This is a genomic window from Citrobacter sp. RHB25-C09 (assembly GCF_013836145.1).
GTDB lineage: Bacteria > Pseudomonadota > Gammaproteobacteria > Enterobacterales > Enterobacteriaceae > Citrobacter_A.
This window is the reverse complement of sequence record NZ_CP057483.1, coordinates 678,721-704,904: the sequence shown is the minus strand read 5'-3', so window position 1 is coordinate 704,904 and position 26,184 is coordinate 678,721. Positions and strand designations below refer to the sequence as shown.

Here is a 26,184-nt window from a genome sequence, read left to right as displayed (position 1 = left end):
GAGCATACATGTTGCGGTTAAACAATACTGCAAATGAGAACCAGGTCATAATAATGCATTATGCGAAAATAATTAGCAGGAGCTTACGTGGTAATCGGTCCTTTTATTAACGCCAGTGCCGTGTTGGTCGGCGGCGTTATCGGTGCCCTTCTCAGCCAACGTTTACCAGAACGGATTCGTGTCTCAATGACCTCTATTTTCGGTCTGGCCTCGCTGGGGATTGGTATTTTGCTGGTGGTTAAATGTGCCAACCTGCCCGTTATGGTTATGGCAACCCTGGTAGGTGCATTGATTGGTGAGTTTTGCTATCTGGAAAAGGGCATTAATAGCGCGGTGGCGAAAGCGCAGAAGCTCTTTATGAAGCCAGGTAAAAAGCCTACCCATGAGTCATTCATTCAAAACTTCGTGGCGATTATTGTGCTGTTTTGCGCCAGCGGTACGGGGATTTTTGGCGCCATGCGCGAAGGGATGACCGGCGACCCGAGCATTTTGATTGCCAAATCTTTTCTCGATTTCTTTACCGCCATGATATTCGCCTGTTCGCTGGGTCTTGCGGTTTCCGCCATCTCGGTACCGATGCTGCTCATCCAGCTTTCGCTGGCGGCCTGTGCCGCCCTCATCCTGCCGTACACAACGCCGGCGATGATGGCGGATTTCAGTTCGGTCGGCGGATTGTTACTCGTCGCGACGGGTTTACGCATTTGCGGGATCAAAATGTTTGCGGTGGTAAATATGCTGCCCGCCCTACTCCTGGCGATGCCAATTTCTGCAGCCTGGACAGCCTTTTTCGGTTGAGGCTGCGTGCAATAGCGGCAAAGTGGTGATAGATTGTGCAGTCTGCGTTGATTTGAAGAAATTTCGTTGACGAAACGAGGCGATTACGGTTTAATGCGCCCCGTTGCCCGGATAGCTCAGTCGGTAGAGCAGGGGATTGAAAATCCCCGTGTCCTTGGTTCGATTCCGAGTCCGGGCACCACTATTTAGAAAAACCAGCCTTAGGGCTGGTTTTTTGCTTTTGGGGTTCAGGTAGATTTCTGGTCGGGCTGACCACTGATGTCACAGCCCTGCGCCTTCCAACCTGCCTGAAGCGGCTAATCCCCTGCAGGTCGCTGTAGCCTTGACGGTCAGATTTCAATTTCCAATAAAACTACATTGGCAGCGTGTTACGCCGGTGGGTGGAACAAAAATTCGGTGAGCCCAAAAAAACTGTAATGAAGATGCTATCAAAACGAGCTTCACTGATGAGGCGAGTAAGGCGCGATTAATGCAAAAATTAACCCTTACCAGTTAATGCGAGTGCATGCATCGGCTGGGCTATGGTCGCAGGCATTCAGGTTGCTTCAGAACATATAAACGAAAGCGCTGGCATACAGCGCTTTCCCACTGTGCATTACAGATGAATGCCCACGTTTTATTCATTTGCACAATAACAAAATTCCCAAACGCAAAAAATTAACTTGTTTATAAAATATTCTTAACAAATTTTGCAGACTGACACGCAAAAGCCACCGTTGTAATGGCATTCTGCCATTGGCATTTTTCACAACGGAGGGCGTACGAGTATCAGATTAAGATGTGAAACCTTCCTCGTTTTTCATGCAGTCCGATTTTCTATACTTCCTCCATCCAGAAGTTGAGCAAACAGGATATCGGTTATGCATACATCACCGTCGGTCGTTCAAAATTTGTATCAAAGCCTACAGCACAGCGTGGAAAGCCGTTCAGAGTGCACTGCTCTCTATTTTGAAGGACACAAGTATAGCTATCGGCAGTTCCAGCAGAATGTACAGGCAAGCCTCTTTTGCCTGAAGGATTGTTTCGGGCTGCAAAAGGGTGATGTCATTGTGCTGGCACTGGGGAATCGTCCTGAATTTTGCTTTCTGTTCTATGCCGCCATGGCATTAGGCGTGGTTGTGGTTCCATTAAGCACCAAGCTGAAATCTGATGACAGCCTGTCGATTCTGGAAAATGTCGAAGCCCGGGTGATCTTTTATGATTCTGAGTATCAGCCCTGGCTGGGTTCTATCGCCAGTGAAACCCAACCCTGTGAGCGTGTTTCGCTGTCTAACTGGCAGTTTATGGTACGCAACATCGACAACCCACCGGCTGGTCGTTCACAGAGTCAAACGGAAGTCAGCCGGGATGATGTTGCGGCCATCATTTATACGTCTGGCACCACGGGTTCACCTAAAGGCGCGGCGATTACGCACGACAACTTTCTTCATGCGATAAACGCCTATCACCACGCGCTCGGTCTGACCGAAAACGACAGTACCGTGCTGCCGATTCCCATTTGCCATATCACCGGCCTGTCTGCGCTTCTCTGCCTTTTTATCCACATAGGCGGAACGATCCATCTGCACCAGCGTTTTCATGCTGAGGAAGTTTTACGGGCGATTGAACAACACAACATCACCTTTTTACACGGCTCACCGACGGTTTTTATCCTGCTTACGCAGCAGGCTGAAAAAGAGCAGCATAACAATAGCTACCCCAGCCTACGCACGATCGCCTGCGGCGCGGGCCACCTGAATACGGGGATTATCGACAAGCTTTCTACAATATTTCCTCATACCGAAATTCGTCCCATCTATGGACTGACAGAAACAACATCTCCCGCCAGCATCTTCCCCGGCGACGTTCGCCACAGCGAGAAGAAAGGGAGTTCAGGTCTTCCCGTTCCGGGGCTGGAGTTTCAGGTTAGGGATGGCGATAACCAAATTCTTCCGCCCGGCGAGGCAGGACACCTTTGGCTAAAAGGTCCGGTGGTGATAAAACGCTATTGGAAAAATGACAAAATAAACCGTCAATATTTTAATGACGGCTGGTTTTATACCGGCGATATCGCTTCTGTAGATAAAGATAACTATCTGTATATTAAAGACAGAAGTAAAGACATGATTAATCGCGGCGGCGAAAAAATTTACTGTATTGAAATAGAGAATCTTATATCGAATTATCCTGGCGTGAAGGATATTGCTATTGTCCCAAGACATAGTGATATTTATGGCGAAGAGGCAGTTGCTTTTATTATTGCCGACAAGTCGCGTCCGCTGGTCAGTGACAACATCACACAGTGGCTTTCCGAAAGGATTGCGAAGTTTAAGATACCGTCAAAAATTATCTTTATCTCTGAATTGCCTAAGAATGCGAATGGCAAAACAGATAAAATTGCTCTGCGGCAAAGAGCTAATGGCAGTTAGAAGAACAGGCGCATATTTATTAATAAGAGGTAAAACCTCCAACTCTGGCATTAGTTACTCGCATACGCAAATTCAGGCGTAACTCAGTCGTATTATAAATGCTGAGCGGCTAATGACGCCCTACATAGATTAATAAACCTCTATATCGAGGGGAGAATATTAACCATGCCAAATATACAGTCCAAAGTGGCCTCATCAGCCCAGGCCGCAATAACGAATGCCAAAATATATAAGCATTTAATACCCTTGCTGATTATCGTCTACATCATCAGCTTTATCGACCGGACGAATATCGGTATCGCCAGAGCCTCGATGTCCATCGATCTTGGACTCTCGGCGACGGCGTATGGGCTGGGTGCGGGGCTGTTTTTTCTGACCTATTCCACCATGGAAATCCCCAGCAACCTGATCATGGCTCGCGTCGGGGCGCGTTTTTGGATCACCCGAATCATGATCACCTGGGGGATCATCTCCGCGGGTATGGCTTTTGTCACCGGCCCTGTCTCTTTTTACATCATGCGCCTGCTGCTTGGCGCAGCGGAAGCCGGTTTGTATCCGGGGATTATCCTCTATCTGACCTACTGGTTTGGCCGTGAAGAACGCGCCCGCGCCGTTGGGATGTTCCTGCTCGGCGTTTGTATCGCCAATATTCTGGGTGCTCCGTTGGGCGGTGCGTTACTGATGCTGGACGGTCTGGGCGGTTTGCACGGCTGGCAGTGGATGTTCATCGTTGAAGGTGTCCCGGCCATTTTACTGGCGTTCTACGTCTATGCCGTCCTGCCCGACCGCCCTCGCGACGCCAAATGGCTGACGCGTGAAGACGTAAATTATATTGAGAAAACCCTCGAGTCAGAGCGCCCTGCCGGCGTGGATAAAGACCAGAAATTCTCGTTTAAGACGGCGTTCTCGAATAAGACGTTCCTGCTGATTGTTGCTATCTATTTTACGCACCAGATCGCCGTCTACAGTCTGACGTACTTCCTGCCGAGCATCATCCGCGGCTATGGCGAAATGAGCACCTTTACGCTCGGCCTTCTCACGGCAATTCCGTGGATTGCAGCGGCATTAGGTGGATTCTTTCTGCCCAAATACGCCAACACCGCGAAGCGTTCGCAGCTCATGCTGATTTCCGGCTTTATGTCGATGGCAATTGGCTTTGTGATCGGCGCACTCGGCGGGCCGGTGCTCGGACTTATCGGCTTCTGTATTGGTGCCTCAATGTTCTTCGTTGTTCAGTCCATCATTTTTACCTATCCAGCAACGCTGATGAGCGGAAACATGCTGGCAGGCGGACTTGGACTGCTGGCCTGTCTTGGGATTACAGGCGGGTTCTTCGGGCCCTATGTTTTCGGCCTGCTGGAGGACATGACCGGCTCACCGAGCGTCGGGCTGTGGTTTGCCGTCGCGCTTTTAACCTGCGCAACTTTTGGCGCTGCCATCGTTAAACAACCGCCCAGCGTTAAAGACACCAGCCAAAGCCGTGAAAATGACGCTTGTGAACCGCGTAATAACCCGGCGACCGAACAACACGGATAGTCTTAACCTGGACGTATGACAGAGGATTTATGAAAAGCAAAGTTATCACGGCGCAACAGGCCGCAGAACTTATTCAGGATGGCGAAACCGTCTGTACGGTGGGTATGACGCTGATCGGTGCCGCCGAGTCTATCCTCAAGGCGCTGGAGACGCGCTTTCTTGAGACGGGATCACCGCACGATCTGACCTTTATTCACTCAGCCGGTCAGTCTAACCGTGACCGTGGTAACCAACACTTTGTTCACCAGGGAATGGTCAAGCGCATCATCGGCTCCCACTGGGGATTGGCCCCCCGCTGGATGGAACGCATCGCCTCGGACAGCGTTGAGGCGTTCTGCTTACCCCAGGGTCAAATCGTGCATCTCTATGCCGCGATGGCCGCCGGTCAACCCGGCTATCTGTCCAGGGTCGGTCTGGGCACCTTTATCGACCCACGTCAGGAAGGTGGGCAAATGAATGCCAGAACCCGCCGCCTGCCTCATCTGGTTGAGGTCGTCACGATGCGCGGCGAGGAGTATCTGTTCTATCCCGCCATTCCGCTGGATGTGGTCATTATTCGCGGCACCACAGCCGATACGGACGGCAACCTGACCTGCGAAGAAGAAGCGATGAAGCTTGAGCTCATTCAGGCGGTTCTTGCGGCCCGGCGATTTGGCGGCAGGGTTATCGCCCAGGTGAAAAACCTCGCGCAAAAGGGAACGCTCCATCCTAAGCAGGTGGTTGTGCCGGGTAATTTCATCGATGCGATCGTGCTCTGCGACAATCCGCAGGAAGATCATCGCCAGACCGCCTCCTGGTTCTATGACCCGGCCTATTGCGGAAATCTCATCGCCCCGGTCGGGGAAACGGAAAGATTACCTCTCAGCGTGCGCAAAGCGATTGGCCGCCGGGCCTGCCAGTTTCTCCATCCCGGCTGCGTCATCAATCTCGGGACCGGCATTCCGAACGACGTCATTGGCACAATCATCCATGAAGAAGGCGTTAATGACGACATCACGATTACCGTCGAGTCAGGTATTTATGGCGGCATTCAGGCTGGTGGCATCGACTTTGGCATCGGAAAAAACCTGACGGCGATGATCAATCATCAGGAGCAGATGCTTTATTACAACGGCACCGGTGTCGATATCACCTACATGGGAGCCGGAGAAATGGACGCCAATGGCCACATCAACGCCACCAAAATGGGCGACCGGTGTACGGGCGCAGGCGGCTTTATCGACATCACCCAGAACGCCCGCCACGTCGTGTTCTGTTCGACGTTTACCGCGAAGGGGCTGGAGGTCGAATTCCGTGACGGCCGGGTCAACATCGTCCGCGAAGGCGCGGTGAAGAAGCTGGTGAAAACAATCAATCAAATCTCTTACAACGGGGAAATCGCCCGCGCGAAGGGACAAAAAATGCATCTGGTTACTGAACGCGCGGTCTTCGAACTCACCGAACGCGGCCCGATGCTGACGGAAATTGCGCCCGGCATCGATCTGGAAAAAGACATATTGCAGCAGATGGAATTCAGACCGCTGATTGCCGAACCACTCACTCTGATGGACGCCGCACTGTTCAGCGAAGAAAACTTCGGCCTTGCGCAAACGCTCTCTCCGGTGAATGGCCGCTAAACAGATTCAACCTACTCAGGAGTGTCCTATGTCATTAAGCAACAAAGTCGCCCTTGTTACGGGCGCAAGCCGCGGCCTCGGGCGTGGTATCGCACAGGTTCTTGCCGCACAAGGCGCAGCGGTCGTTATCTGCGATGTGGATAAAGAGGGTGGCGAAAAAACCGCTCAGGAATTTATCCGCGCGGGTCATAAGGCGGTTTTTATTCCCTGCAATATTGCAAAACGCGAGGAGGTAAATCGCCTGTTTATCGAAGCAGAAGAGACGCTCGGCACTATCGATATTCTGGTCAACAACGCCGGTATTAACCGGGACGCCATGCTGCATAAGCTCACCGAAGAAAACTGGGATCTGGTGATGGACGTCAATCTCAAAGGCACGTTCAACTGCATGCAGGAAGCCGTTGTTCGCATGAGAGAGCGCGGGTATGGACGCATCATCAATATTTCTTCCGCCAGCTGGCTGGGCAACGTCGGCCAGGCCAACTATGCCGCCTCCAAGGCAGGCGTGGTGGGATTAACGAAAACAGCCTGTCGCGAACTGGCCCGTAAGGGCATCACCGTCAACGCTATTTGCCCCGGTTTTATCGAAACCGACATGACGAAGGGCGTGCCGGAAAAGGTCTGGGACATCATGGTTAGCAAGATCCCTGCGGGCTATGCAGGCGATCCGCAGGATGTTGGTCATTGCGTAGCATTTCTGGCCTCTGAAGGGGCGCGTTATATCAATGGTGAAGTCATTAACGTCGGCGGCGGCATGGTGCTTTAAGGGGATAAAAAATGAAAAAGCCAAACGATATTGTTGTCGTCAGCGGCGTTCGTACCGCCATTGGCACAATGGGAGGAAGTTTTAAGGATGTTCATCAACACGATCTGGGTGCAGCCGTCATTCGGGATGCCGTACTGAGAGCCGGTCTTAAACCTGAGCAGATTGATGAAGTCGTGGTGGGCAACGTCGGCCAAATCGCCGAAAGCGGCTTCATCGCCCGCGTGTGCCAGCTACGTGCCGGATTACCCAACGAAACAACCGCCTATTCCGTGAACCGCCAGTGCGGTTCGGGTCTGCAGGCGATTGCGGACTGCATGATGGAACTGCAAACGGGCAATGCGGAAATTACCGTTGCCTGCGGCACAGAGAACATGACGCAGCTCCCCCACTACATCCGTAAGGCGCGCTACGGCTACCGCCTGGGCGATGGCGAACTGCAGGATGGCATCATTTCAATTCTGACCTGGCCAGAAGGCCCTTATCACAATGGCATGACCGCAGAATTCGTGGCGGAACGCTTTAACATTACCCGCAATGATATGGATGAGTTTGCATGGAACAGCCAGCAAAAGGCGCTGGCGGCCATTCAGGCTGGACATTTTGAGTCACAGATCCTGCCCATTGAGGTGCGGGAAGGAAAAACCACGCGTCTTTTCAGCGTAGATGAGCACCCGCGCGATACGCCAAGGGAAAAATATGCCCAGCTTAAACCCGCCTTTAAAGCGGACGGGACGGTCACCGCAGCCACATCGTCGGGGATTAACGACGGTGCGGGCGCGCTGGTACTGACTACGCGAGCCAAGGCGGAGGAATTAGGGCTCCCGGTTCGTATGGTAGTACGCGGCTGGGCAGTGGCGGGCTGCGAGGCGGAAATCATGGGCTTTGGCCCGGCTCCCGCGACGAAGAAGCTCATGAAAAAGCTCAATATGTCTGTCCACGATGTGGATCTTATTGAACTTAACGAAGCCTTTGCCGCGCAGTCTCTCGCCGTTATCAACGATCTGAAGCTCGACCCGGCAAAAGTGAACGTCAATGGGGGTGCGATTGCGCTCGGTCACCCGGTTGGTGCCAGCGGTGCCATCATCTCCGTTAAATTGATGTATGAAATGGAGCGTCGCGGTGTCAACACGGGCTTAGCCACGATGTGTATTGGCGGCGGTCAAGGGATCTCGATGCTGTTTGAACGCGAACGGTAACAACAGAGTCGGAGGCGCACGCCTCCGGCTATTTCCATCCCGCGTCATTAAGGATAAAGAATGAATATTGTCATCGCCATTGACTCCTTTAAAGGCAGTTGCAGCGCCTCGCAGGCCTGCGAGGCCATTGCTCACGGCATTACGCGCTATCGTAGCGATATTACGGTCTGCCAACTTCCCATCACCGATGGTGGAGAAGGGTTATTACAGGTGCTCCAGGAGAGCCCCTTGTTATCAGGAAAAGAGATATGCACGCTAGAAGTTACCGGCCCCTACGGGCAGCGCGTAGAAGCTAAGTATCTCAAGGTAGATGGACAAAAGGCTATTATCGAGATGGCTCAGGCATGTGGCCTGGAGCTAACGCTAAAAGCGATGCGCAATGCATCAAAGGCCAGCTCTTATGGCCTTGGTGAACTGGTCAAGCACGCGCTGGATAATGGTGCCAGGCATCTCATTATAGGGCTAGGCGGAAGCGCGACAAACGACGGCGGTATCGGTTTCGCCCAGGCGCTTGGCGTGCGTTTTTATGACCAAAACAACCGGTTACTTTCAGCGCCAGCCTGCGGTGAAGATTTGATACGCGTTGCGCGGATTGATAGTAGCCAACTGCATCCGGCTATCTCCACTGCGCAGTTTGACGTTTCCTGTGATGTGAGCAATCCGCTTCTTGGGCCAAACGGCGCGACCTGGATTTACGGGCCGCAAAAAGGGGCCGATGACGCACAGCTCACCCGGCTGGAAGGGGGTATGGAAAACTATCATCGCGTACTCACTGAGGCATCAGGAAAAGATGTTAATGCCCTTCCCGGTTCAGGCGCTGCCGGAGGAATGGGTGCCGCTTTACTCTGGTTCACGCATGCCGAACTCAAGCCCGGCATTTCAATGGTACTGGGGCTTTTAGACGCACAGAAATACATTCAGGCAGCGGATCTGGTCATCACCGGAGAGGGGCGCCTGGACGCACAAAGCCGCTTCGGCAAGGCGCCAGTCGGCGTGGCCGCATTAGCTGCCGCCTATCACAAACCAGTAATTGCTATCGCTGGCTCGCTCGGTGAAGGGGCTTCCCTACTCCATCAGCATCATATTGATGCAATGTGGTCGATCTGCCCGCGCCCAATTTCGCTGGATGACGCGATGCAAAATGTACAAAAGCTGCTTGCCGACACGGCTGAATCTCTTATCCGTACGCTTACCGTTGGTTCAGGGCTTGCCTATAAATCATAAGATGATCCCGTAAAAATACGCGATTTCACATTATGATTGAGAAACAGATACTGACAGGATACGCCATGCTGATTTCGCCAGAACTTGCCAATACCATTGTGAAACGCGCAATGGACATTATTCATCATAATGTGAACGTTATCGATCATCAGGGGATTATCATTGCTTCTGGCGAGAATCACCGGATCGGCGAGCGGCATGAAGTCGCCTGCGAAGTCATAAAAAACCGTCAGCGCATGACGATCGAAACCCCGCAACAGGCCGCGAAGTATCAAAACGTTCAGCCTGGTATTAATCATCCGATCATTGTCGATGACCGGGTGGCTCTGGTCATTGGCATCAGTGGTAACCCCGTCGCGATAGGTCGCTATGCTGAACTGGCAATTCTGACCGCCGAGTTATTGGTCAAACAGCTATTAGAAATCCGGGAGATTAACTGGCAGTATCGCATCCGCGATTTGCTGATAAAGCAATTTATTGAGCAGGATGACACCAAACGGAAAAAAGATATTTTATTGCAACTTCAACAGCAAAATATCTGCCTGGATGCCGCTTATATTCCCATCCTTATTAATATTGAAACCGGCGGCAATTTACTGGGTAAAACGATCGACCATATTCTCAATGAAATATCGAAAATACTGCAATCTCAGAACGTGATTCTGCTCAGCCATAATGAAATCCTGCTTCTGGTCTCTGAACCTAAACGCTCGGATTTGATAGTAGACAAAATCAATGCGTTCCTCGAAACACAGCTTAGCCACTATACGATTGCGATTGGCGTGGAATCAACCGAGCCAGAGGCATTTCGTCGCTCTGTCTTTATGCTAAAAGAGATGCAGAGCCAGGCGAAGTCCTTATGTTCTGACCAGCGGATCGTGAATGGTAAACAATTGGCGTTCGACGGTTTGCTCAATGAAGCCAAAAGCAGTCATTTCACCCTTTACTACCAACACCAGTTGAACAAAATCCTGACGTCGAATAGCGGGAAAACACTCTTTAAAACGCTGTCTACCTATATTAATAACAATGCCGAAGTAAATGCCACTTCGCAAAATCTGGGCATTCACCGCAATACGCTGAACTATCGTCTTCATCAGATAAAAGAGATCACGGCACTGGATCCCTTCATGTTTAAGGATTTATGCCAGTTAACCATCGCCCTGCATTATTATCAGGACAGAGAGTGCATCGCTGAAACAGATATCCGTCATTACTTATAGATCAAATCCAGACCCGCCGTTGCCTCAAACAGGCCGCTGGAAGGAATTTTGCCCCTGGCATTGACCGGATAGGCCTGAAGCTCAATTTCACCATACTGATTATTAACAGGCACCGTAATCTCAGTGCGCTGAGGTACGACTTTATTATTTTCATGTTCAAGCACAATGCCAACGTCAGGATTGCTGGTCTGTATGGCAGGCAGGTCGGCACCCACGATTTTCGCGCTGAGTTTAAGCTTAACCTGTACTGCTTCATTCACGTTTGAGCATTTCAGGGTTATTTTGACATTCTCATCAACATACTGCTCGGGTTTCATCCCCCCACTGCGTTAACGCGTTGCGATTGATGGAATGCATATCAACGTTAATAATATTGCCATCATTGATGACGCAGGATGCCGGGCCAATAATTTCACCTTCCAGCCATAGCTCACTGACCGGTACCGTACCGAATCCCTCATTAGGCGCGCTGTTTTTGTATTTCCGCTCCACCGAAGAGAAAATCGATTGTACGGCGACGGTTAAATGGATTGATTACCAGAAACAAAAGACGTTTAGCGGTACTATCGTCTTTGATTTAGAACCGAGGGATGAAGGGCTAATCAGCATTAATGGTATTCTCAAGGACGACTGTCATAACCAGACTCACCATATCCGTCGCGAGATCAGGGTTACCTCCGCCTGGCTTATCAGTACGCCCTATACCGCAGCGATCATGTGCGTGAACACCGACTGATGCCGTTGTGTTGCCGGATGGCAGCCATACTGCCATCCGTCATATGCCAGCTTTTACGCTTTCTCTACAATCAGCGGTTCGATATCACTCTCTTTCTTGATAACCAACGAGTCGTCGCCGCGCAGGCAGGTTCCGCCGTAGTTGCCACCGACGGTAAAAGTGCATACTTGGATATATTTACCGGCCACGTTTGGCAAACACCAAAGCTGTTGGTAGATATTTTTCTGCTCAGCAAATTTACCGCTGGTTTTATCCAGCAACTCCTCCTGATGGCTCACCAGGTCGATGTTGCTGCCACAGCGTCCGGCAATAGGCTTCACCGCATAGCCGGTTTGTGCCAGTTCCTCATTCACCACGAAGTCGGTATCCAGCAGATAGCGATGATGCGGGAAAAGCTGCCACAGAATCGGCAGGATCGCTTTGTTCCCCGGGATCACCGTCCATAGCGGCTCGAAAACCAGTACTTCCGGGCGCAACAGTACGTCAATCAAGCGCACTTTCTGCTCGGTATGTCCGGTACGAATCGGCACTGCGGCATATTCCGTTTCGCTGACTTCGCGGATCTGTTCAATCGCTGTCTCCCATGCCCAGGTTTTCCATACGCAGTTCACCAGTCGGCTTTCGTCGTCAATCAACTGTCCCGCGTCATCCCAGCGCAGTCCATCCAGGCCACGCAGGATTTTTGTGTCAAATCCGGCCTGGTGTAGCGCCTGCTGCATAAACTGAGCGTGGTAGTTTTCCTCGATATCCTTATCCTGCATGATATGCACGAACGGACGCGCGTGACTGTGCTTCCACGCCCCCGCCAGTTCGTTAATCAAGCCTTCCGCCGGGTTATGTCCAGACCCCGTGTAACCCTGCTCCGCCCAGCGTTCGAGGATCAACCCAGCCTCTGTATGACAAGAAGCGGAATCGGCGTTGTATTCGTAGACCTTCAGCCCACGCTCATCCATACAAAAATCCATCCGCCCGGTAATCATATGGTGGCGGCGGCGCTGCCAGGAGAGACGTAGACGCGGCCAGAGGATTTTGGGAATGTCGAACAGTGCCAGCAGGTTGTCATCTTTCAGCACCTTATCTGTGGCATGCAGATACATCAGATGCAATTCGTTGGTTGCTTTAATCAGCTCCTGCTCAGCACTTTCGGTAATCGTGAAATACTGGTGAGGATCACGGTTAATCACGTGGCCGTTAGCCAGTACATAGGCTTTTTGCAGGGGATCCTGCTCATTCAGCCATTTACCAGCGAACTGGCCGCGATCGTCCAGTCGCGCCCCACGGATTTTCAACGAATCATTGGCAATTTCCGGCTGCGGCAGACTGTACTGAGTATCAGCAGTCTGAATCATCCAGCCCAGGATAGTGGTATCGTCAAAAGTATCTTTCAGCGTGTAGCAGCCATTCTCAACCACCATCTCCAGCTCACGGGTCCACTGCTGTCCGGGAGGTAGCGGCGTGTGCAGGACATTCTGTTCAGCGATACGGATTTTGTTTTCCAGCAACTGAGTGATAATCGCCACATGACCGGTGTCTTTGAATTCACCCCCTTTTTGCCAGATCAGCAACGCACCAGCAACCGGCGCGCGAGGTGAACCGTTCGGGAAGGCCTGTAGCGGTAGGATGTTATCGTTCACCACTTCGCGCAGAAAGCGCAGCGAGAATATCTCCCACGCCATGCCGACGTCGGTAAACACAACACCATAATTCAGGAAGAGGAAACGGCGGGCAAACTCAACGCACTGCCATTTATGACCCATATATTCGTTGTCGATGTAGCTGCGAAACGCGGCGTCGTCGGCGTAATCCCTTGGGTCGAGGGAGCTGTAATCTGAAGAGTAGATCGCTACACCACCGGGGGCATAGCCCAATAATGTCCCGAAGGGGGCATCCTGACTGGTCGTTCCTTTGCTCATGCAATTTACCTCAAAAACAATACCGCCTGAGCAGCATCTGTTCGTCTGCTCAACAACGTTGACTATCATACACCTCAACGTAACGGCTGAACGCCAGGTGACAAAAAATAGCCAGGGGGAATGCGTCATTCTGCTAAGTGTGTCGATGGCGAACTGCTACACTGCTTCAACACAACCACTCAGAAGGCAGGTCAACATGTCAGAGAAAACCTATCAACCCGCGAAGGTCTGGACGTGGGATAAATCCAACGGCGGCGCGTTCGCCAATATTAACCGTCCGGTTTCCGGCCCGACTCACGATAAAACGCTGCCGGTCGGCAAACACCCCCTTCAGCTTTACTCGCTGGGCACACCAAACGGTCAGAAAGTCACCATCATGCTGGAAGAACTGCTGGCGCAAGGCGTGAGCGGCGCGGAATACGATGCGTGGTTGATCCGCATCGGCGAAGGCGACCAGTTCTCCAGCGGCTTTGTTGAGGTTAACCCGAACTCGAAGATCCCGGCACTGCTCGATCGCTCGCAAACCCCACCGGTTCGCGTGTTTGAGTCAGGATCGATCCTGCTTTATCTGGCAGAGAAATATGGCTATTTCCTGCCTCAGGATCTGGCTAAGCGCACCGAAACCCTGAACTGGCTGTTCTGGTTACAGGGCGCAGCCCCGTTCCTCGGCGGCGGCTTCGGCCATTTCTACCACTATGCGCCGGTGAAGATCGAGTACGCGATCAACCGCTTCACGATGGAAGCCAAGCGCCTGCTGGACGTGCTGGATAAACAGTTAGCCCAGCATCAATTTGTTGCGGGCGATGAATATACGATTGCCGACATGGCGATCTGGCCGTGGTTCGGCAATGTGGTATTGGGCAACGTTTACGATGCCGCAGAATTTCTCGACGCGGGCAGCTACAAGAACGTGCAGCGCTGGGCGAAAGAGATTGCAGAGCGCCCGGCGGTGATACGTGGGAAAATCGTCAACCGGACCAACGGCCCGCTGAACGAACAGCTTCACGAGCGGCATGACGCCAGCGATTTTGAGAACAATACGGAAGATAAGCAGTAGGCCGGATAAGGCGTTGGCGCCGCCATCCGGCGTCACAACGCCTGATGGCGCTATGCTTATCAGGCCTACGGGCGAAAACAATCTAATTCACGCGCTGGTCACGTCGTAATCCATACGGCGCAGCGCGTCTAGCGTGGCCTGGGCTTCATCCTCATCAATGATGCTCATAGCAAACCCCACGTGCACCAGCACCCACTGCCCGACAAGCTCGGCTGGGTTACCTTCGCAAATCAGGGCAATATTGACATCACGTTTAATGCCACAAACTTCAACCTGCGCAAGCTGGTGAATATCTTCACCCACCGCCAGAACCTGACCCGGAACGCCAATACACATAATTAACCACCCAGAGGTTTATTCAACTTCAATACTTTTCACTTTCAGCGAATCGCCGGTTTCAATCCGCAAACGATCGCCCTGACAGCGCGGACACTGCGAATCATGTTGAGAAATTTCAACCACCTGGCTGCAATCCCAACACCACGCCTGAGCCGGTTTATAGACGATATGCAACTCACAATCCTGCGCGACCGTCCCCTGGCAAACAATGTCAAAACTAAAGCGTACTGCGCTCTCTTCAACGCAGGAAAGCGCGCCAATCTCCAGCCAGACGCCGGTGACGCGCTTAACACTATGCTGCTCAGCCTGCTGTTGAATGATTTCAACCGCGCTCTGGCAAAGCGACAGCTCATGCATGTTCACTGCTCCGACGCCCAAACAGCAACGCCCGGCGACTGGTCTGCGGAGCGTCAGGATTGCTGACCGGCAGCGAGAGCAGCATACGTGCGCAGTCGTCCGCCAGTCGTACTCCTTCTTCCGCCGACAGGCTGTGATTGAGCGGGGACATCAGCGAGCAAGAGAGATATTGTGATACCCCATCCAGTTCGCCAACGGTAAACGTCATTTCACCATAGGGCAGACGCAATCCGAGCTTTTCGCTGACCTTGCGCAACGGCCAGAGCTGATCCGGACCTGGGAAAATCAGTGCGCTCAGCATCCATGGGGTGATCACACTTGCCGTCCACTGCCCTTCAAACAGCGTGAAGTCAGAGACATACACGGGCATTGAAGGATGCAGGAACGAAAGATCGTGCATCGAACGCTGAGCAATAGCTTCAAACGCGGTCTGGACTTCCGCCCTCGGGGCCACCGGGAATCCTGGAATCTCTTCAGACATGTGCCGCCTCCCGAGGAATGGCTTCCACACCCGATTCGCGCAGCGCGGCCAGAACCTGCTCAAGCGCAGGTTCAATCATCGCTTCTACCGTCGGCGTTAAACCGATATTCGGCTCCAGTGATTCCGGAATGACGCCCACAAGCGTCAATTTTTTCGGGAACTCACCGGTGAAGCGCAGGGCCGACAGAACGTCGGCCAGACCAAGCTGATGCGGAGAGATTTTGTTGGTAAACAGTGCCGGAACCTCATCATCGCGCAAGACCATGATCGTTCCCGGCGCGTTTTTTCTTGAGACAATGGCATCCGCGATGATCAAGTGATCCCGGTCCGCCATGTCGCCAAGAAGCTCCATTCCCGCCGTTCCGCCATCCAGGATTTCAACGAAATCCGGTAATGCGTATCGCTGTGCTAATGCTTCAACGATACGAACGCCGATGGCTTCATCGGTCAGCAAAATATTGCCGACCCCTAAGACTAAAATCCGCATTACAGAACCTTCACTGATACCACTTCATTCCCGTCAGCGTCTACCACGTGCACCGCACACGCCATACAAGGATCGAAAGAGTGAATAGTACGTACCACTTCCAACGGTTTTTCCGGATCGGCAATTGGCGTACCCACCAGCGACTGCTCGTAAGGGCCAACTTCGTCATTAAAGTTACGTGGACCGGAGTTCCATGTGGACGGTACAACCGCCTGATAGTTACTGATAATTCCGTCTTTGATCACCATCCAGTGAGAGAGCATACCGCGCGGCGCCTCAAGGAAGCCTACGCCCTTGAATTCGCCCGTTGCCGGGATATTCGGCTTAACGAAGGTGGTATGGTCGCCCTTACCAATATTGGCGATCAAGGCGTTGTACTGGTTCTGCAAAATACCCTGCAGTTCGCAGCAGTGAACCGTACGACCCACGATGCGGCCCAGCGTAGAGTGCAATTGCGCCACTTCAATGGTTTTGCCGGTCAGCTTCTGGTAAATAGCAATGATTTCATTCAGCTTCGCCCTGGTGGACTCACGTCCGGAAGCCAGTTTCACCAGCATGTTCGCCAGCGGGCCGACTTCTACCGTTTTACCGTAGAAGGTCGGGGCTTTAACCCACGAGTATTTGCCGTCGTCTGACCATCCATCATATTCCGGGATAGTGGTGCCTTCCCACGGTGCCTGAGGCGCTTCATCTTTATACCAGGCGTGCTTCGCGCTTTCCTGAATGCCTTTAATCAGGTATTCGTCAGAATGCGAGGTGATCGGGCGATAGCTGGCCAGATCCGCATTTTCGATATAGCCGCCCGGGAACAGGAAGCTGCCGTTTTTACCGTCGGTCGGGAATTCCGGCGCGGCCAGATAGTTCACCGCACCTTTGCCGCGCTCCAGCCATTCTGGATAGAACGCCGCGATCACCGCCGTATCCACCTTGTAAACCTGCTCAACAAAGTCGCTCAACTTGTCGATGAAGGACTTGATGTACATCAGGCGCTCAAGGTTCAGTACGCCCAGGCCGTCGAGGTTGATAGGGTTAGCAACGCCACCCACCGCCAGGTTCTGAATATGCGGCGTTTTACCGCCCAGCAGCGCCACCACACGGTTGGCGTCACGCTGGCATTCCAGTGCCTGCAAATAGTGGGCAACGGCGATCAGGTTCACTTCCGGCGGCAGTTTCATCGCCGGGTGGCCCCAGTAGCCATTGGCGAAAATCCCCAACTGACCGCTGGCGACCAGGTCTTTGATCTTCTTCTGTACTTTGGTGAACTCTTCGGTGCTGTTCAGGTGCCAGCTCGACACGCCGTTCAACAACGCAGACGCTTTCGCCGGATCGGCATTCAGCGCAGAGGTAATGTCCACCCAGTCCAGCGCAGAAAGCTGGTAGAAGTGAACGATGTGGTCATGCGTGGTATGCGCCGACAGAATAATGTTACGGATGTACTGGGCGTTAACCGGAACGTCGATGTTCAGCGCGCTTTCTGCCGCACGAACGGAAGAAATTGCGTGAGTTGTGGTACAAACGCCGCAAATACGTTGCACAATCATCCACGCATCGCGAGGATCGCGGTTCTTCACGATCTCTTCCATACCGCGCCACATGGTACCGGAAGCCCATGCTTTAGATACGACGCCATTTTCGATTTCGCAATCGATGCGTAAATGCCCTTCAATACGGGTTACCGGATCAATAGTTATTCTCTGGCTCATGCTTTGCTCGCCTCATGACGATTGTGATCGTTTTGTTTTAAAGGAGGAAGTATCGGCAGTAGACGAATGAGTACGATATATGCGCAAATCTCAATAGCCACAAAACCAATAGAAATCAACAGTTCTTCCCAGGTCGGGAAGTAGTCATAGCCGCCGCCAGGATTGAACGCCACCAGCGAATAGGACAGACGCCATGCCGCACAACCCAGCAGCGTACTCAGCGCAGACAGGTACAGCATGCGTGAGTCATTACGCCATTTCGCGACGCGCAGCACGACCAGCGGGAAGACCATCAGCACGACTTCAACCCAGAACATGGCAGAGTAGAAATCTCCCGCGAACGCATACGACAGCTTGTCGCGGTAGATCAGCTCACCAAAGCGCAGGACGACGAAGATCGCCAGCAGCACACTGATGGTGTTCGTCAGTTTAACGAACAGACTCTTCTCATCTGGACCATTCCCCTTCAGACCCGCCTGAACCAGTGAACCTTCGAAGATAACGATCGAGAAGCCCATGATAAACGCGGTCAGTACCGAGAAGAGCGGCAGCATTTCATAGCTTTGCCACAGCGGATGCACCTTGTAGCCCGCGGAGATCATCAGCGACCCCATTGAGGACTGGTGCATCGTCGGCAGCAGTGCACCGAGCGCGATGATGAAGAACATCACCTTGTTCAGACGCTTCAGCGACAACTTCCAGCCCAGGCGTTCAAACAGCGCAGGGGCAAACTCCAGCGCCATCACCCCGATGTAGATCGTCATACAGACCGCCGTCTCGAACAGCACCGAGTTCACGTTGAAGTGTCCCGGGATGTAGAAGTACGGCAGGTTCCAGTAACGACCCACGTCAATGGTGATCGACAGGCCACCCAGAGAGTAACCAAACAGGCTTGCCAGCAGTGCCGGACGCACCAGCGGATGGTATTGGCCTCGGTTAAAGACATAGACCGCCCACGCCAGCGCCCAACCGCCACAGGCGAAGCCGGTGCCGATTAACAGGTCGAAGGCGATCCAGACGCCCCAGGGGAACCCCCCGTTCAGGTCGGAGACGGAACCCAGTCCGAACACCAGACGCTTCACGATCAGGAGCATACACAGAACGATTAACGGCCCGAAAATAATGACCGGTTTACTCAGTATTTTGCCGCCCAGCGGTTTAGGATCATGACTCATGATCGTCTCCTCCGTCGTGATGGTCGTTTTTAGTGTTACGACGAACCAGCACGGTCAAGCCCGCCAGCACGGCCAGTGGTAGCATCATGCCTTTATACAGGGTGTGTTGAACATGTTCGGAACGCGCGCCGGTTGAGAGATCATCCAGCTTCGGCAGATCCAGATCTTCATAAGGAACACCGGTTAGCACCAGCACCTGAGTTCCGCCGCCCTCTTTCTCACCGTAAAGGTGCGGATAGTACTTCGGCACGGTGTGCACGTAGGTGTCGCCCGCTTTCACGGTCTGACGCGGGTAGTGGTATTCGCTGCCGGGCTTCAGCGCCAGACGCTTTTGCGCCTCGGCCATCAGCTCTTCGCGGGTACCAAAAATGACCGCGCCGGCAGGACACACTTCGACGCAGCCAGGCAGACCGCCTTTGTCGAGACGCTCAACGCCTTTCTGGTTACACAGTTCACATTTGTGAAGCGCACCGAACGGGTTGTTGTAGTCGTACTTTGGCACGTTGTAAGGACAGGCGACCATGCAGTAGCGGCAGCCAGTACAAACGTCTTTGTCGTAGTGGACGATGCCGGTTTTCGGGTCTTTTTTCAGCGCGGAAACCGGGCAAACGGAGACACAGTTAGGATCGACGCAGTGCATACATTGTTTCTTAATGTATGCATAGCCATTCTCCTGCTGGTCTTTGTTGACACCCGTGCCGCTACGCCACACCTGAATGATGTTGTTGGTATAGGGTGACAGCTTGTCGTTGTTCGACCAGGTCTGTTCGCCTTGTGGATTACGCTCAGGGAAGTTGATGTCCTGACACTTAGTCACACAGGCCTGACAGCCTACGCACAGCGTCGAGTCATACAACATTCCAAGCGATCCTGGAATGGGTGGGCGGTTTTCTGCAGCCGCATGGCTGATAGACGGCGCGGCGCCTAGCAGCAATGCCCCACCGGAGGCTGCCTTAATAAAGTTACGTCTGTTCACGGTTATTCTCCCCGTGAGTCAGCGTTATCTTTCTTCTGCTGACGCCCCAGTTCACGTACTGCCATCACGCTGACGCCGGCAACCAGACCGACAACGCCGCCCAGCAACCCGATTGCGCCAGCGGAAACATTACCGCCTTCTTTCATCGCAACATCAGGTTTTTCGGAGCGTGGCGTCTGGTTTTCCACATGAGCGAGCTGATGAATGCCCTTATGGAAGCCAACACCCTCTTCGTTACAGCCGTAGCAAGGGTGACCGATCGCCACCGGCCACACGCCGCCAACGTCACAGAATTGCAGCGTGGAGCAGTTACCGTAGGTTTCCGGACCTTTACAGCCGAGATGATAGAGGCACCAGCCCTCACGGTGACCGTCATCGCCATACTCTTTCGCGAAGCGACCCGCATCAAAGTGCGGACGACGTTCACAATGTTCGTGGATCAGGCGGCCATAGGCGAAGGTAGGACGATTTTTCGCATCCAGCTTCGGCGGCTTGCCGTAGGTGATGATATGCGCGACCGTCGCCAGGAAGTTATGCGGGTTCGGCGGGCAGCCTGGAATGTTGATAACGGTTTTACCCGGCAGGACTTCCTGCAGGCCGACGGCGCCAGTCGGGTTAACACCCGCCGCCGCAACGCCACCCCATGCAGAGCACGAGCCGATAGCGATAATTGCCGCCGCGCCTTCCGCCGCTTTGCGGATGTGATCCACAATCGGCTCACCGGCAACCATGCAGTAAATACCATTATCTTTTAAAGGAATAGACCCATCGACAACCAACACATACTGCCCTTTGTACTTCTCAAGCGCGTTGTGTTTGTTCTCTTCAACCTGATGGCCGAAGGCGGCGGAAAGAACCTCATGATATTCCAGAGAGATGGTATCCAGAACGAGGTTTTCTACCGTAGGGTGGGTCGCACGAAGGAGAGATTCGGTACAGCCCGTACACTCCTGAGCGCCAATCCAGATTACGGGTGGGCGCTGCGGACGGGATACCGACTCAGCCATTTCTGCAGCGGCTTTGCTACTGAGCCCCATGGTGGCGGCTAGTGCGGCACAAAGCTTCATGAAATCACGACGATTTACGCCGTGAGAATTAATGAGGGTATTTTCTCCAGTCATTTTATAGTTATTCCGTTGCGAAGACCTGGCTTTTATCTTGCATCAATCACGCAATGGTTACTGCGATCAATGCGCCATTTACCACACTTTGTCTATGGTTATGCAACTTATGATACTGCGGGGAAATAACAAAACGAAGGGATGAGCTGGTAGTGTAAGTATTTAAAGCGAAGTAAACCCCCTGTTGGATCAATTTTCGCGTCGATAGCCCGCCAACACTGCTATCAGACTCTGGACAATCAGATTTTTCACGGCTGTGTTTTAATCGCCGCATAACAAATTATGCGGCGACTTTTTCAGCGAAGGTCAGCGACGGTTGTCACTTTTTTCAACAATCAGAAGGCTGCCCACTCCTCGGAAGCGGCTTTCGTGCGGCGTTCAACCGTTGGGGTAGAGGACTGTGTCATCGCTACCGTTTCGTTTTGCGACAGACGGAATTTCTGTACAGCGCGCTGTAACTCTTCAGTCTGCCCCTCCAGGGCGACAGCGGCGGCGGAAACCTGTTCCACCAGCGCGGCGTTTTGCTGCGTAACGCTATCCATCTGCGTAATGGCCACGCCGACCTGCGAGATACCTTTACTCTGTTCTTCAGAGGCAAAGGCGATTTGTTTCATGATGGTATCCACTTCCGAAACCCCTCGCAGAATCGCCTCCATGGTCGAACCGGTATCTTTCACCAGCACCGCGCCCTGATCGACACGGCGAACAGATTCGGCAATCAGCGTTTCAATCTCTTTTGCGGCATTGGCGCTGCGGCTAGCCAGATTACGCACCTCACCCGCCACCACGGCGAACCCACGCCCCTGCTCTCCTGCACGCGCAGCTTCAACGGCGGCGTTCAAAGCGAGAATATTGGTCTGGAAGGCAATGCTGTTAATGACGGTGGTGATTTCCGCGATCTGCTTAGAGCTGGCGGAAATACCGTTCATGGTGTCGACAACTTCAGATACCAGCGAGCCGCCCTTGCTGGCGGTGCGGGAGGCGGTTTCCGTAAGTTGACTGGCCTGACGCGCGTTATCTGCGTTCAGTTTTACCGTTGCGGTGAGCTGTTCCATGCTGGCGGCGGTTTCTTCCAGCGCAGCGGCTTGCTCCTCGGTACGCGAAGACAAATCGTTATTGCCGCTGGAAATCTCGGTCGCCCCCTGCCAGATATTGTCACTGCCGGTACGAATCGCGCTCACCGCTTCGCGCAGGCTATCCTGCATTGCCCGCAGTAATGGCACCAGTTGCCCTACACAGTTACGCCCAATATCGTCGATAGGCTGACTCAGATCGCCCAGGGCAATCTGGCTGAACTGCTGGCGGATCCGCGCCAACGGTTTCACCAGCATTGCCACCAGATAACGATCGGTAAAGATCAGAAGGGCAATCCCGAGAATCACCGCAGTGATAATCATCGTGCGGATCACCGACGTCTTGCCATCTACCATGACCCGGGTTTGATCAAGCATCACCCCTGCGGCTTTGTTGAACCGCTCGGCACTCGCGCCAAAAGCACGGCTCAGTGCTGGCGTCACATTATTCGCCTGCTCGGTCCACGCGGTCAGCGACCCGTTCTGTGCCAGTTGCATCTGCGGCGTGACCCCTTTGTCGAGGAGATCCTGCCATTTCGCCAACACCTCAGCAGCAACCTCAGGATCCATCGGACCTGGGGAGAGCGTTTTCATCTCCTCCAGTTTTTTACTCATGTTATTCAGCGCCTGCTGTACGGGCGCAAAATCCGGGGTCCCGCCACCGATTTTGACGTCCATCGCACGACTGAGGCGAGTGACAAAGCGGAAATACTGATCGTTGCCCTGGCTAAGCACCGTCATCTGGCGAACAAGATGACGATCCACTTCATTGCCATCGGCAACACGAGAAAGTGACCAGGTACTGTAGAGCCCAACACCGAGCCACATTAAACAGAAAATGCCGAGGATCGTCAGCATGACAACCCGGATGGTGAAATTACGAAGTATATACATACGTTTTCCTTGCCATTAGGGAGAAGTCGTCCAGAGACGCGTCTTACCTCGTTATCGGCAGGAAATTGTGAATGTATAATTTTTCGCGCGTAATTTTATAAAATTTTTTACTCCCTCTGGACGTTAACGCAAACGATAATCGCCGGGCGAGATATCCATGTAAAGTTCACGTGTTATCATTTTTCAGCGAATGTAAAAATGTAAGATAACCGCTCATTAATTTACTCATGCACCACAAAAGGATTATCCCCTTCAGATGGCTCTGCCTATCAATATGCACGTTTAACGCTACAACCTCAAAAAATTGCTTATCATTTAAACCATGGTATTTATGACAAAAATACTTCAATAGTTATTAATTTATTACATTGAGATTAATATTTAAATTTCCCTAACGAGTCTCTTAAGATTTCATTACATCACTTTAGCTTCAGAACATTCTTAAATTCGTTTATTTCATTTAAAAAGAAAGCCGACTCATTCGGATATTAATGGAATAAATAATGCGCAAATTAATGAACCGCACGTTGCTGTCGCAATGTGTATTAATGGCTTTAGCTTCCTTCAGTACTTATGCTTCAGCTTCAGATGTCACAGCGTGTGCTGATGGAAATACTTCGCTGACCTGTGGTTTAACACCAACCACCTCAGACGGTATCGATATTTATCACCAGTACGGAACTGATGCGGTGATGGCGGACCCGACTGCAGGATCGATTTTTATGGATGCTCATAATGGCGATGGCCTGACGCAATCCTTGACCGTCAACGGGACGAATATGACGAATAGTTATATTCAGGGGAGCAACGGAGGCACGGCAAATATCACCGTTATGAACGGTGCCACCGTCGATATGATTGAAGTGGGTGACAAAGGAGCCACCACAAATACCACCGTGACGGTTGACAACTCTACGCTAAATGGCGAAAACGACGCGGTTTCCTACCCGAATAACAAAAAATACATGATGGGTTCGGCGATTTACATCGACCCGCAGGATGGCGGTATTCATACCACGACTATCAAGAACGGTAGCGTATTGCATGGCAGTATTATTAGCGGAGGCGCAGGGAGTCAGACTATTTCCATGAGCGATAGCACAATGGATAATGGCGGTATTTATGCAGGTAGCGAAAAGTCTAATACGACGATTTCTTTAACGAATGCTAGCGTCAATGCCAGCACCAGTGAAATCGCGAAAAATATTGCCCGCGCAGCAAGTGCGATGGACAAGTTTAAGGATATCAACCTTGACGCTTTTAATGATGTCGCGATTGGGATCTATGGCACCAGTCAAGATACGCTGGCAATGAATAATAGTACCGTCACTGGCGGTATTGGCATCATTAATGAAAATGGCACGACCAGCCTTGCTCTCAGCAATAATAGCGTAGTGAACGGTGATGTGACGTTCGACGGCAATTCTGCGAACTCCCTTTTGGTGGATAACAGCACGATCAATGGCGATGTGAATACCAGTGCAAACAGCGGAAATACTACCATCGCGCTGCAAAATAATGCCAATGTTAACGGTAATATCACCACTGGCACAGGTGATGACACGCTGGTGCTGACCAATAATTCCCATGTCAATGGCAACGTCAACGGCGGTGACGGTAGCGATACGCTGTCTATGGATGCGGGGAGTTCGATCACCGGGCAGATTGCTCAATTTGAAACGGTAAACACCACCAGCAATAACAGCATTAGCATTGATAAAATTAACGATGCGACCGCCTGGAATTTGCAAAACGGCTCAAGACTGGTCGCACAAACGACAGGCAGTAATGCCACCGTTAACATGAGCACAGACAGTTTTGTCGATTTCGGCAGCATCACGGGGACAAACAATGCCGTGGTGGTGAGCAGTATTACGCCATCAGCACAGAACCAGTCAAACGTCCTGCTGGGAACCTTCACCACTGCCAGCACCACAACGCCGCAATATTACGCGGGCGCAACGTTCAGCAACGGGCAGCAGTCGGTTGAAAACCGCAGTGGCGCGTATAACTACGACAACAGCCTGGATATTGTTGCTGCCGACAGCGCACCGCAGGCGATGCTCAAAGCAGCTGACTCCCAGAGCTGGAATATCCTGTTTAACAGTACGCAAGGGTCACTGGCCAGTGACGTTCAGGGGCTGATTGCCGGTCTGGACGCAGCCGAGCAGGCGGGACATCAGGTCGCTGACGATATCAGCAACCATATGAACCAGGTCCACCTCGCTAGCCTGCTGGGCGAACAGCAGGACGGCGCGCAGCTTTGGGGCGACTTCCTCTATCAGAATGGAAACTTCAGTAATGACGTCGATTACCAGAGCATCACCCAGGGTGCGCAGGGCGGCGTTGACTGGACGACACATCTGGCTAACGGCGATAGCGTAACGGGCGGGATCGCACTGGCCTGGACCCGTAGTCGCGTACAGGATACCAGCAGCAGCGCCGACAGCTTTAAAGATACCGTTTATGGTAATTATTACAGCCTGTACGGCGGCTGGCAGCAGGCGCTGAACGGCAGAAACTGGGGGCTGTTTGCCGACGGCAGCTTCAGCTACGGTGATATGCGCTATTCCCTCTCCGCAAATAACGTGACCGGCGATACCAGCGGCATGACCGAGGCTCTGAGCGGCTCGACGGACGGCAGTCTGTATATGGCACAGGGCCGTGCCGGGGTAAATGTGTTGCTGCCTGGCGAAACACTGCTGCAACCTTACGCCACCTTAGGTTGGGATCAGACCAAAGCGGACGGTTTCTCCAATCAGGAAATTAGCTTCGCTGACAGCCAGGTTTCATCCTGGAACGGCGGTGCGGGTGTGCGTCTGACCACCACGCTTCGCGATCTCAATAAGAACGTGCAGGTGATGCCGTGGATCGACGCGCGCTTTCAGAAAGAGTTTAGTGATGATACCGACATCAAAGCGGCGGATTATCACAATACCGCCGGGCATAACAACACGATGGGCATCTTTGGTGCCGGTATCAACGCCACTATCGCGCATAACTTCACGCTGAATACCGGCGTGTATGTGGGAACAGGGGATGTCGATAACGACGCCAGCGTGCAGGCAGGTCTGAGCTACAGCTTTTAAGGGATGAATTGCCGGGTGG

The 26,184-nt window shown here is 52.6% G+C and carries 22 protein-coding genes and 1 tRNA gene; 12 read left to right on the top strand and 11 right to left on the bottom strand.

Features of this window, described 5'->3' with window-relative positions; all coding sequences use genetic code 11:
* Positions 1–87 precede the first annotated feature (87 nt).
* The 9 genes from HVY19_RS03380 to HVY19_RS03340 all read left to right on the top strand — a co-directional run bounded on the left by HVY19_RS03380 (position 88) and on the right by HVY19_RS03340 (position 10,764).
* Positions 88–795 (top strand): DUF554 domain-containing protein, encoded by a 708-nt coding sequence (locus tag HVY19_RS03380; protein ID WP_181682977.1) that lies wholly within the window; start codon positions 88–90, stop codon positions 793–795.
* 105 nt (positions 796–900) lie between these two features.
* A tRNA-Phe gene (locus HVY19_RS03375) sits at positions 901–976 on the top strand.
* A gap of 679 nt (positions 977–1,655) precedes the next feature.
* A complete protein-coding gene (locus tag HVY19_RS03370) occupies positions 1,656–3,203 on the top strand; it encodes a class I adenylate-forming enzyme family protein (RefSeq protein ID WP_181682976.1) in 1,548 nt (515 codons plus the stop codon).
* Positions 3,204–3,368: 165 nt separating this feature from the next.
* Positions 3,369–4,739: an MFS transporter gene (locus HVY19_RS03365; protein ID WP_181682975.1), complete on the top strand. Its 1,371-nt coding sequence runs from the start codon at positions 3,369–3,371 to the stop codon at positions 4,737–4,739.
* A gap of 29 nt (positions 4,740–4,768) precedes the next feature.
* Positions 4,769–6,355 carry a CoA-transferase gene (locus HVY19_RS03360; RefSeq protein ID WP_181682974.1) on the top strand — a complete coding sequence of 529 codons (1,587 nt, stop codon included), beginning with the start codon at positions 4,769–4,771 and terminating at the stop codon, positions 6,353–6,355.
* Positions 6,356–6,383: 28 nt separating this feature from the next.
* Positions 6,384–7,121 (top strand): 3-oxoacyl-ACP reductase FabG, encoded by a 738-nt coding sequence (gene fabG, locus HVY19_RS03355; protein ID WP_181682973.1) that lies wholly within the window; start codon positions 6,384–6,386, stop codon positions 7,119–7,121.
* 11 nt (positions 7,122–7,132) lie between these two features.
* Entirely contained in the window at positions 7,133–8,317 is a 1,185-nt protein-coding gene (locus HVY19_RS03350) for a thiolase family protein (protein ID WP_181682972.1), read from the top strand.
* A 60-nt stretch (positions 8,318–8,377) separates the two neighbouring features.
* Positions 8,378–9,541 (top strand): glycerate kinase, encoded by a 1,164-nt coding sequence (locus HVY19_RS03345; protein WP_181682971.1) that lies wholly within the window; start codon positions 8,378–8,380, stop codon positions 9,539–9,541.
* Positions 9,542–9,606: 65 nt separating this feature from the next.
* Positions 9,607–10,764 carry a sugar diacid recognition domain-containing protein gene (locus HVY19_RS03340; protein WP_181682970.1) on the top strand — a complete coding sequence of 386 codons (1,158 nt, stop codon included), beginning with the start codon at positions 9,607–9,609 and terminating at the stop codon, positions 10,762–10,764.
* On the opposite strand, the gene HVY19_RS03335 is transcribed toward HVY19_RS03340, so the two are convergent.
* Complete coding sequence (locus HVY19_RS03335; protein WP_181682969.1) at positions 10,755–11,081, bottom strand: fimbrial protein; 327 nt, start codon at positions 11,079–11,081, stop codon at positions 10,755–10,757. The genes HVY19_RS03340 and HVY19_RS03335 overlap by 10 nt on opposite strands.
* Before the next feature lie 68 nt (positions 11,082–11,149).
* Here HVY19_RS03335 and HVY19_RS03330 point away from each other — a divergent pair, with 68 nt between their 5' ends.
* The gene (locus HVY19_RS03330) at positions 11,150–11,500 is read left to right on the top strand and encodes a hypothetical protein (protein WP_181682968.1); all 351 of its coding nucleotides are present in this window, start codon (positions 11,150–11,152) and stop codon (positions 11,498–11,500) included.
* Between the two features lie 53 nt (positions 11,501–11,553).
* On the opposite strand, the gene gss is transcribed toward HVY19_RS03330, so the two are convergent.
* Positions 11,554–13,413, bottom strand: coding sequence for a bifunctional glutathionylspermidine amidase/synthase (gss, locus tag HVY19_RS03325; protein ID WP_181682967.1), 1,860 nt, complete (start codon positions 13,411–13,413; stop codon positions 11,554–11,556).
* A 196-nt stretch (positions 13,414–13,609) separates the two neighbouring features.
* On the opposite strand from gss, the gene yghU reads away from it, so the two are divergent.
* On the top strand, positions 13,610–14,470 hold the full coding sequence (gene yghU / locus HVY19_RS03320) for a glutathione-dependent disulfide-bond oxidoreductase (protein WP_181682966.1): 861 nt from the start codon (positions 13,610–13,612) through the stop codon (positions 14,468–14,470).
* Between the two features lie 87 nt (positions 14,471–14,557).
* Here the strand turns inward: yghU and hybG are convergent, their stop codons facing one another.
* From hybG to HVY19_RS03275, 9 genes are all read right to left on the bottom strand, one after another.
* On the bottom strand, positions 14,558–14,806 hold the full coding sequence (gene hybG / locus HVY19_RS03315) for a hydrogenase maturation factor HybG (protein ID WP_181682965.1): 249 nt from the start codon (positions 14,804–14,806) through the stop codon (positions 14,558–14,560).
* An 18-nt stretch (positions 14,807–14,824) separates the two neighbouring features.
* Entirely contained in the window at positions 14,825–15,166 is a 342-nt protein-coding gene (gene hypA / locus HVY19_RS03310) for a hydrogenase maturation nickel metallochaperone HypA (RefSeq protein WP_181682964.1), read from the bottom strand.
* Complete coding sequence (hybE, locus tag HVY19_RS03305; RefSeq protein WP_181682963.1) at positions 15,159–15,647, bottom strand: hydrogenase-2 assembly chaperone; 489 nt, start codon at positions 15,645–15,647, stop codon at positions 15,159–15,161. Before hybE ends, hypA begins: the two co-directional genes overlap by 8 nt.
* The gene (locus tag HVY19_RS03300) at positions 15,640–16,134 is read right to left on the bottom strand and encodes a HyaD/HybD family hydrogenase maturation endopeptidase (RefSeq protein WP_181682962.1); all 495 of its coding nucleotides are present in this window, start codon (positions 16,132–16,134) and stop codon (positions 15,640–15,642) included. Before HVY19_RS03300 ends, hybE begins: the two co-directional genes overlap by 8 nt.
* Positions 16,134–17,837 carry a hydrogenase 2 large subunit gene (hybC, locus tag HVY19_RS03295; protein ID WP_181682961.1) on the bottom strand — a complete coding sequence of 568 codons (1,704 nt, stop codon included), beginning with the start codon at positions 17,835–17,837 and terminating at the stop codon, positions 16,134–16,136. The genes HVY19_RS03300 and hybC overlap by 1 nt, the downstream gene beginning before the upstream one ends.
* Complete coding sequence (hybB, locus tag HVY19_RS03290; RefSeq protein WP_181682960.1) at positions 17,834–19,012, bottom strand: Ni/Fe-hydrogenase cytochrome b subunit; 1,179 nt, start codon at positions 19,010–19,012, stop codon at positions 17,834–17,836. Before hybB ends, hybC begins: the two co-directional genes overlap by 4 nt.
* Entirely contained in the window at positions 19,002–19,988 is a 987-nt protein-coding gene (gene hybA / locus HVY19_RS03285) for a hydrogenase 2 operon protein HybA (RefSeq protein WP_181682959.1), read from the bottom strand. The genes hybB and hybA overlap by 11 nt, the downstream gene beginning before the upstream one ends.
* Before the next feature lie 2 nt (positions 19,989–19,990).
* Positions 19,991–21,109, bottom strand: a complete 1,119-nt coding sequence (gene hybO, locus HVY19_RS03280) for a hydrogenase 2 small subunit (RefSeq protein WP_181682958.1) — start codon at positions 21,107–21,109, stop codon at positions 19,991–19,993.
* Between the two features lie 335 nt (positions 21,110–21,444).
* Complete coding sequence (locus HVY19_RS03275; protein ID WP_181682957.1) at positions 21,445–23,076, bottom strand: methyl-accepting chemotaxis protein; 1,632 nt, start codon at positions 23,074–23,076, stop codon at positions 21,445–21,447.
* Between the two features lie 503 nt (positions 23,077–23,579).
* On the opposite strand from HVY19_RS03275, the gene HVY19_RS03270 reads away from it, so the two are divergent.
* On the top strand, positions 23,580–26,165 hold the full coding sequence (locus tag HVY19_RS03270; protein ID WP_181682956.1) for an autotransporter outer membrane beta-barrel domain-containing protein: 2,586 nt from the start codon (positions 23,580–23,582) through the stop codon (positions 26,163–26,165).
* The last annotated feature ends 19 nt before the right edge of the window (positions 26,166–26,184 follow it).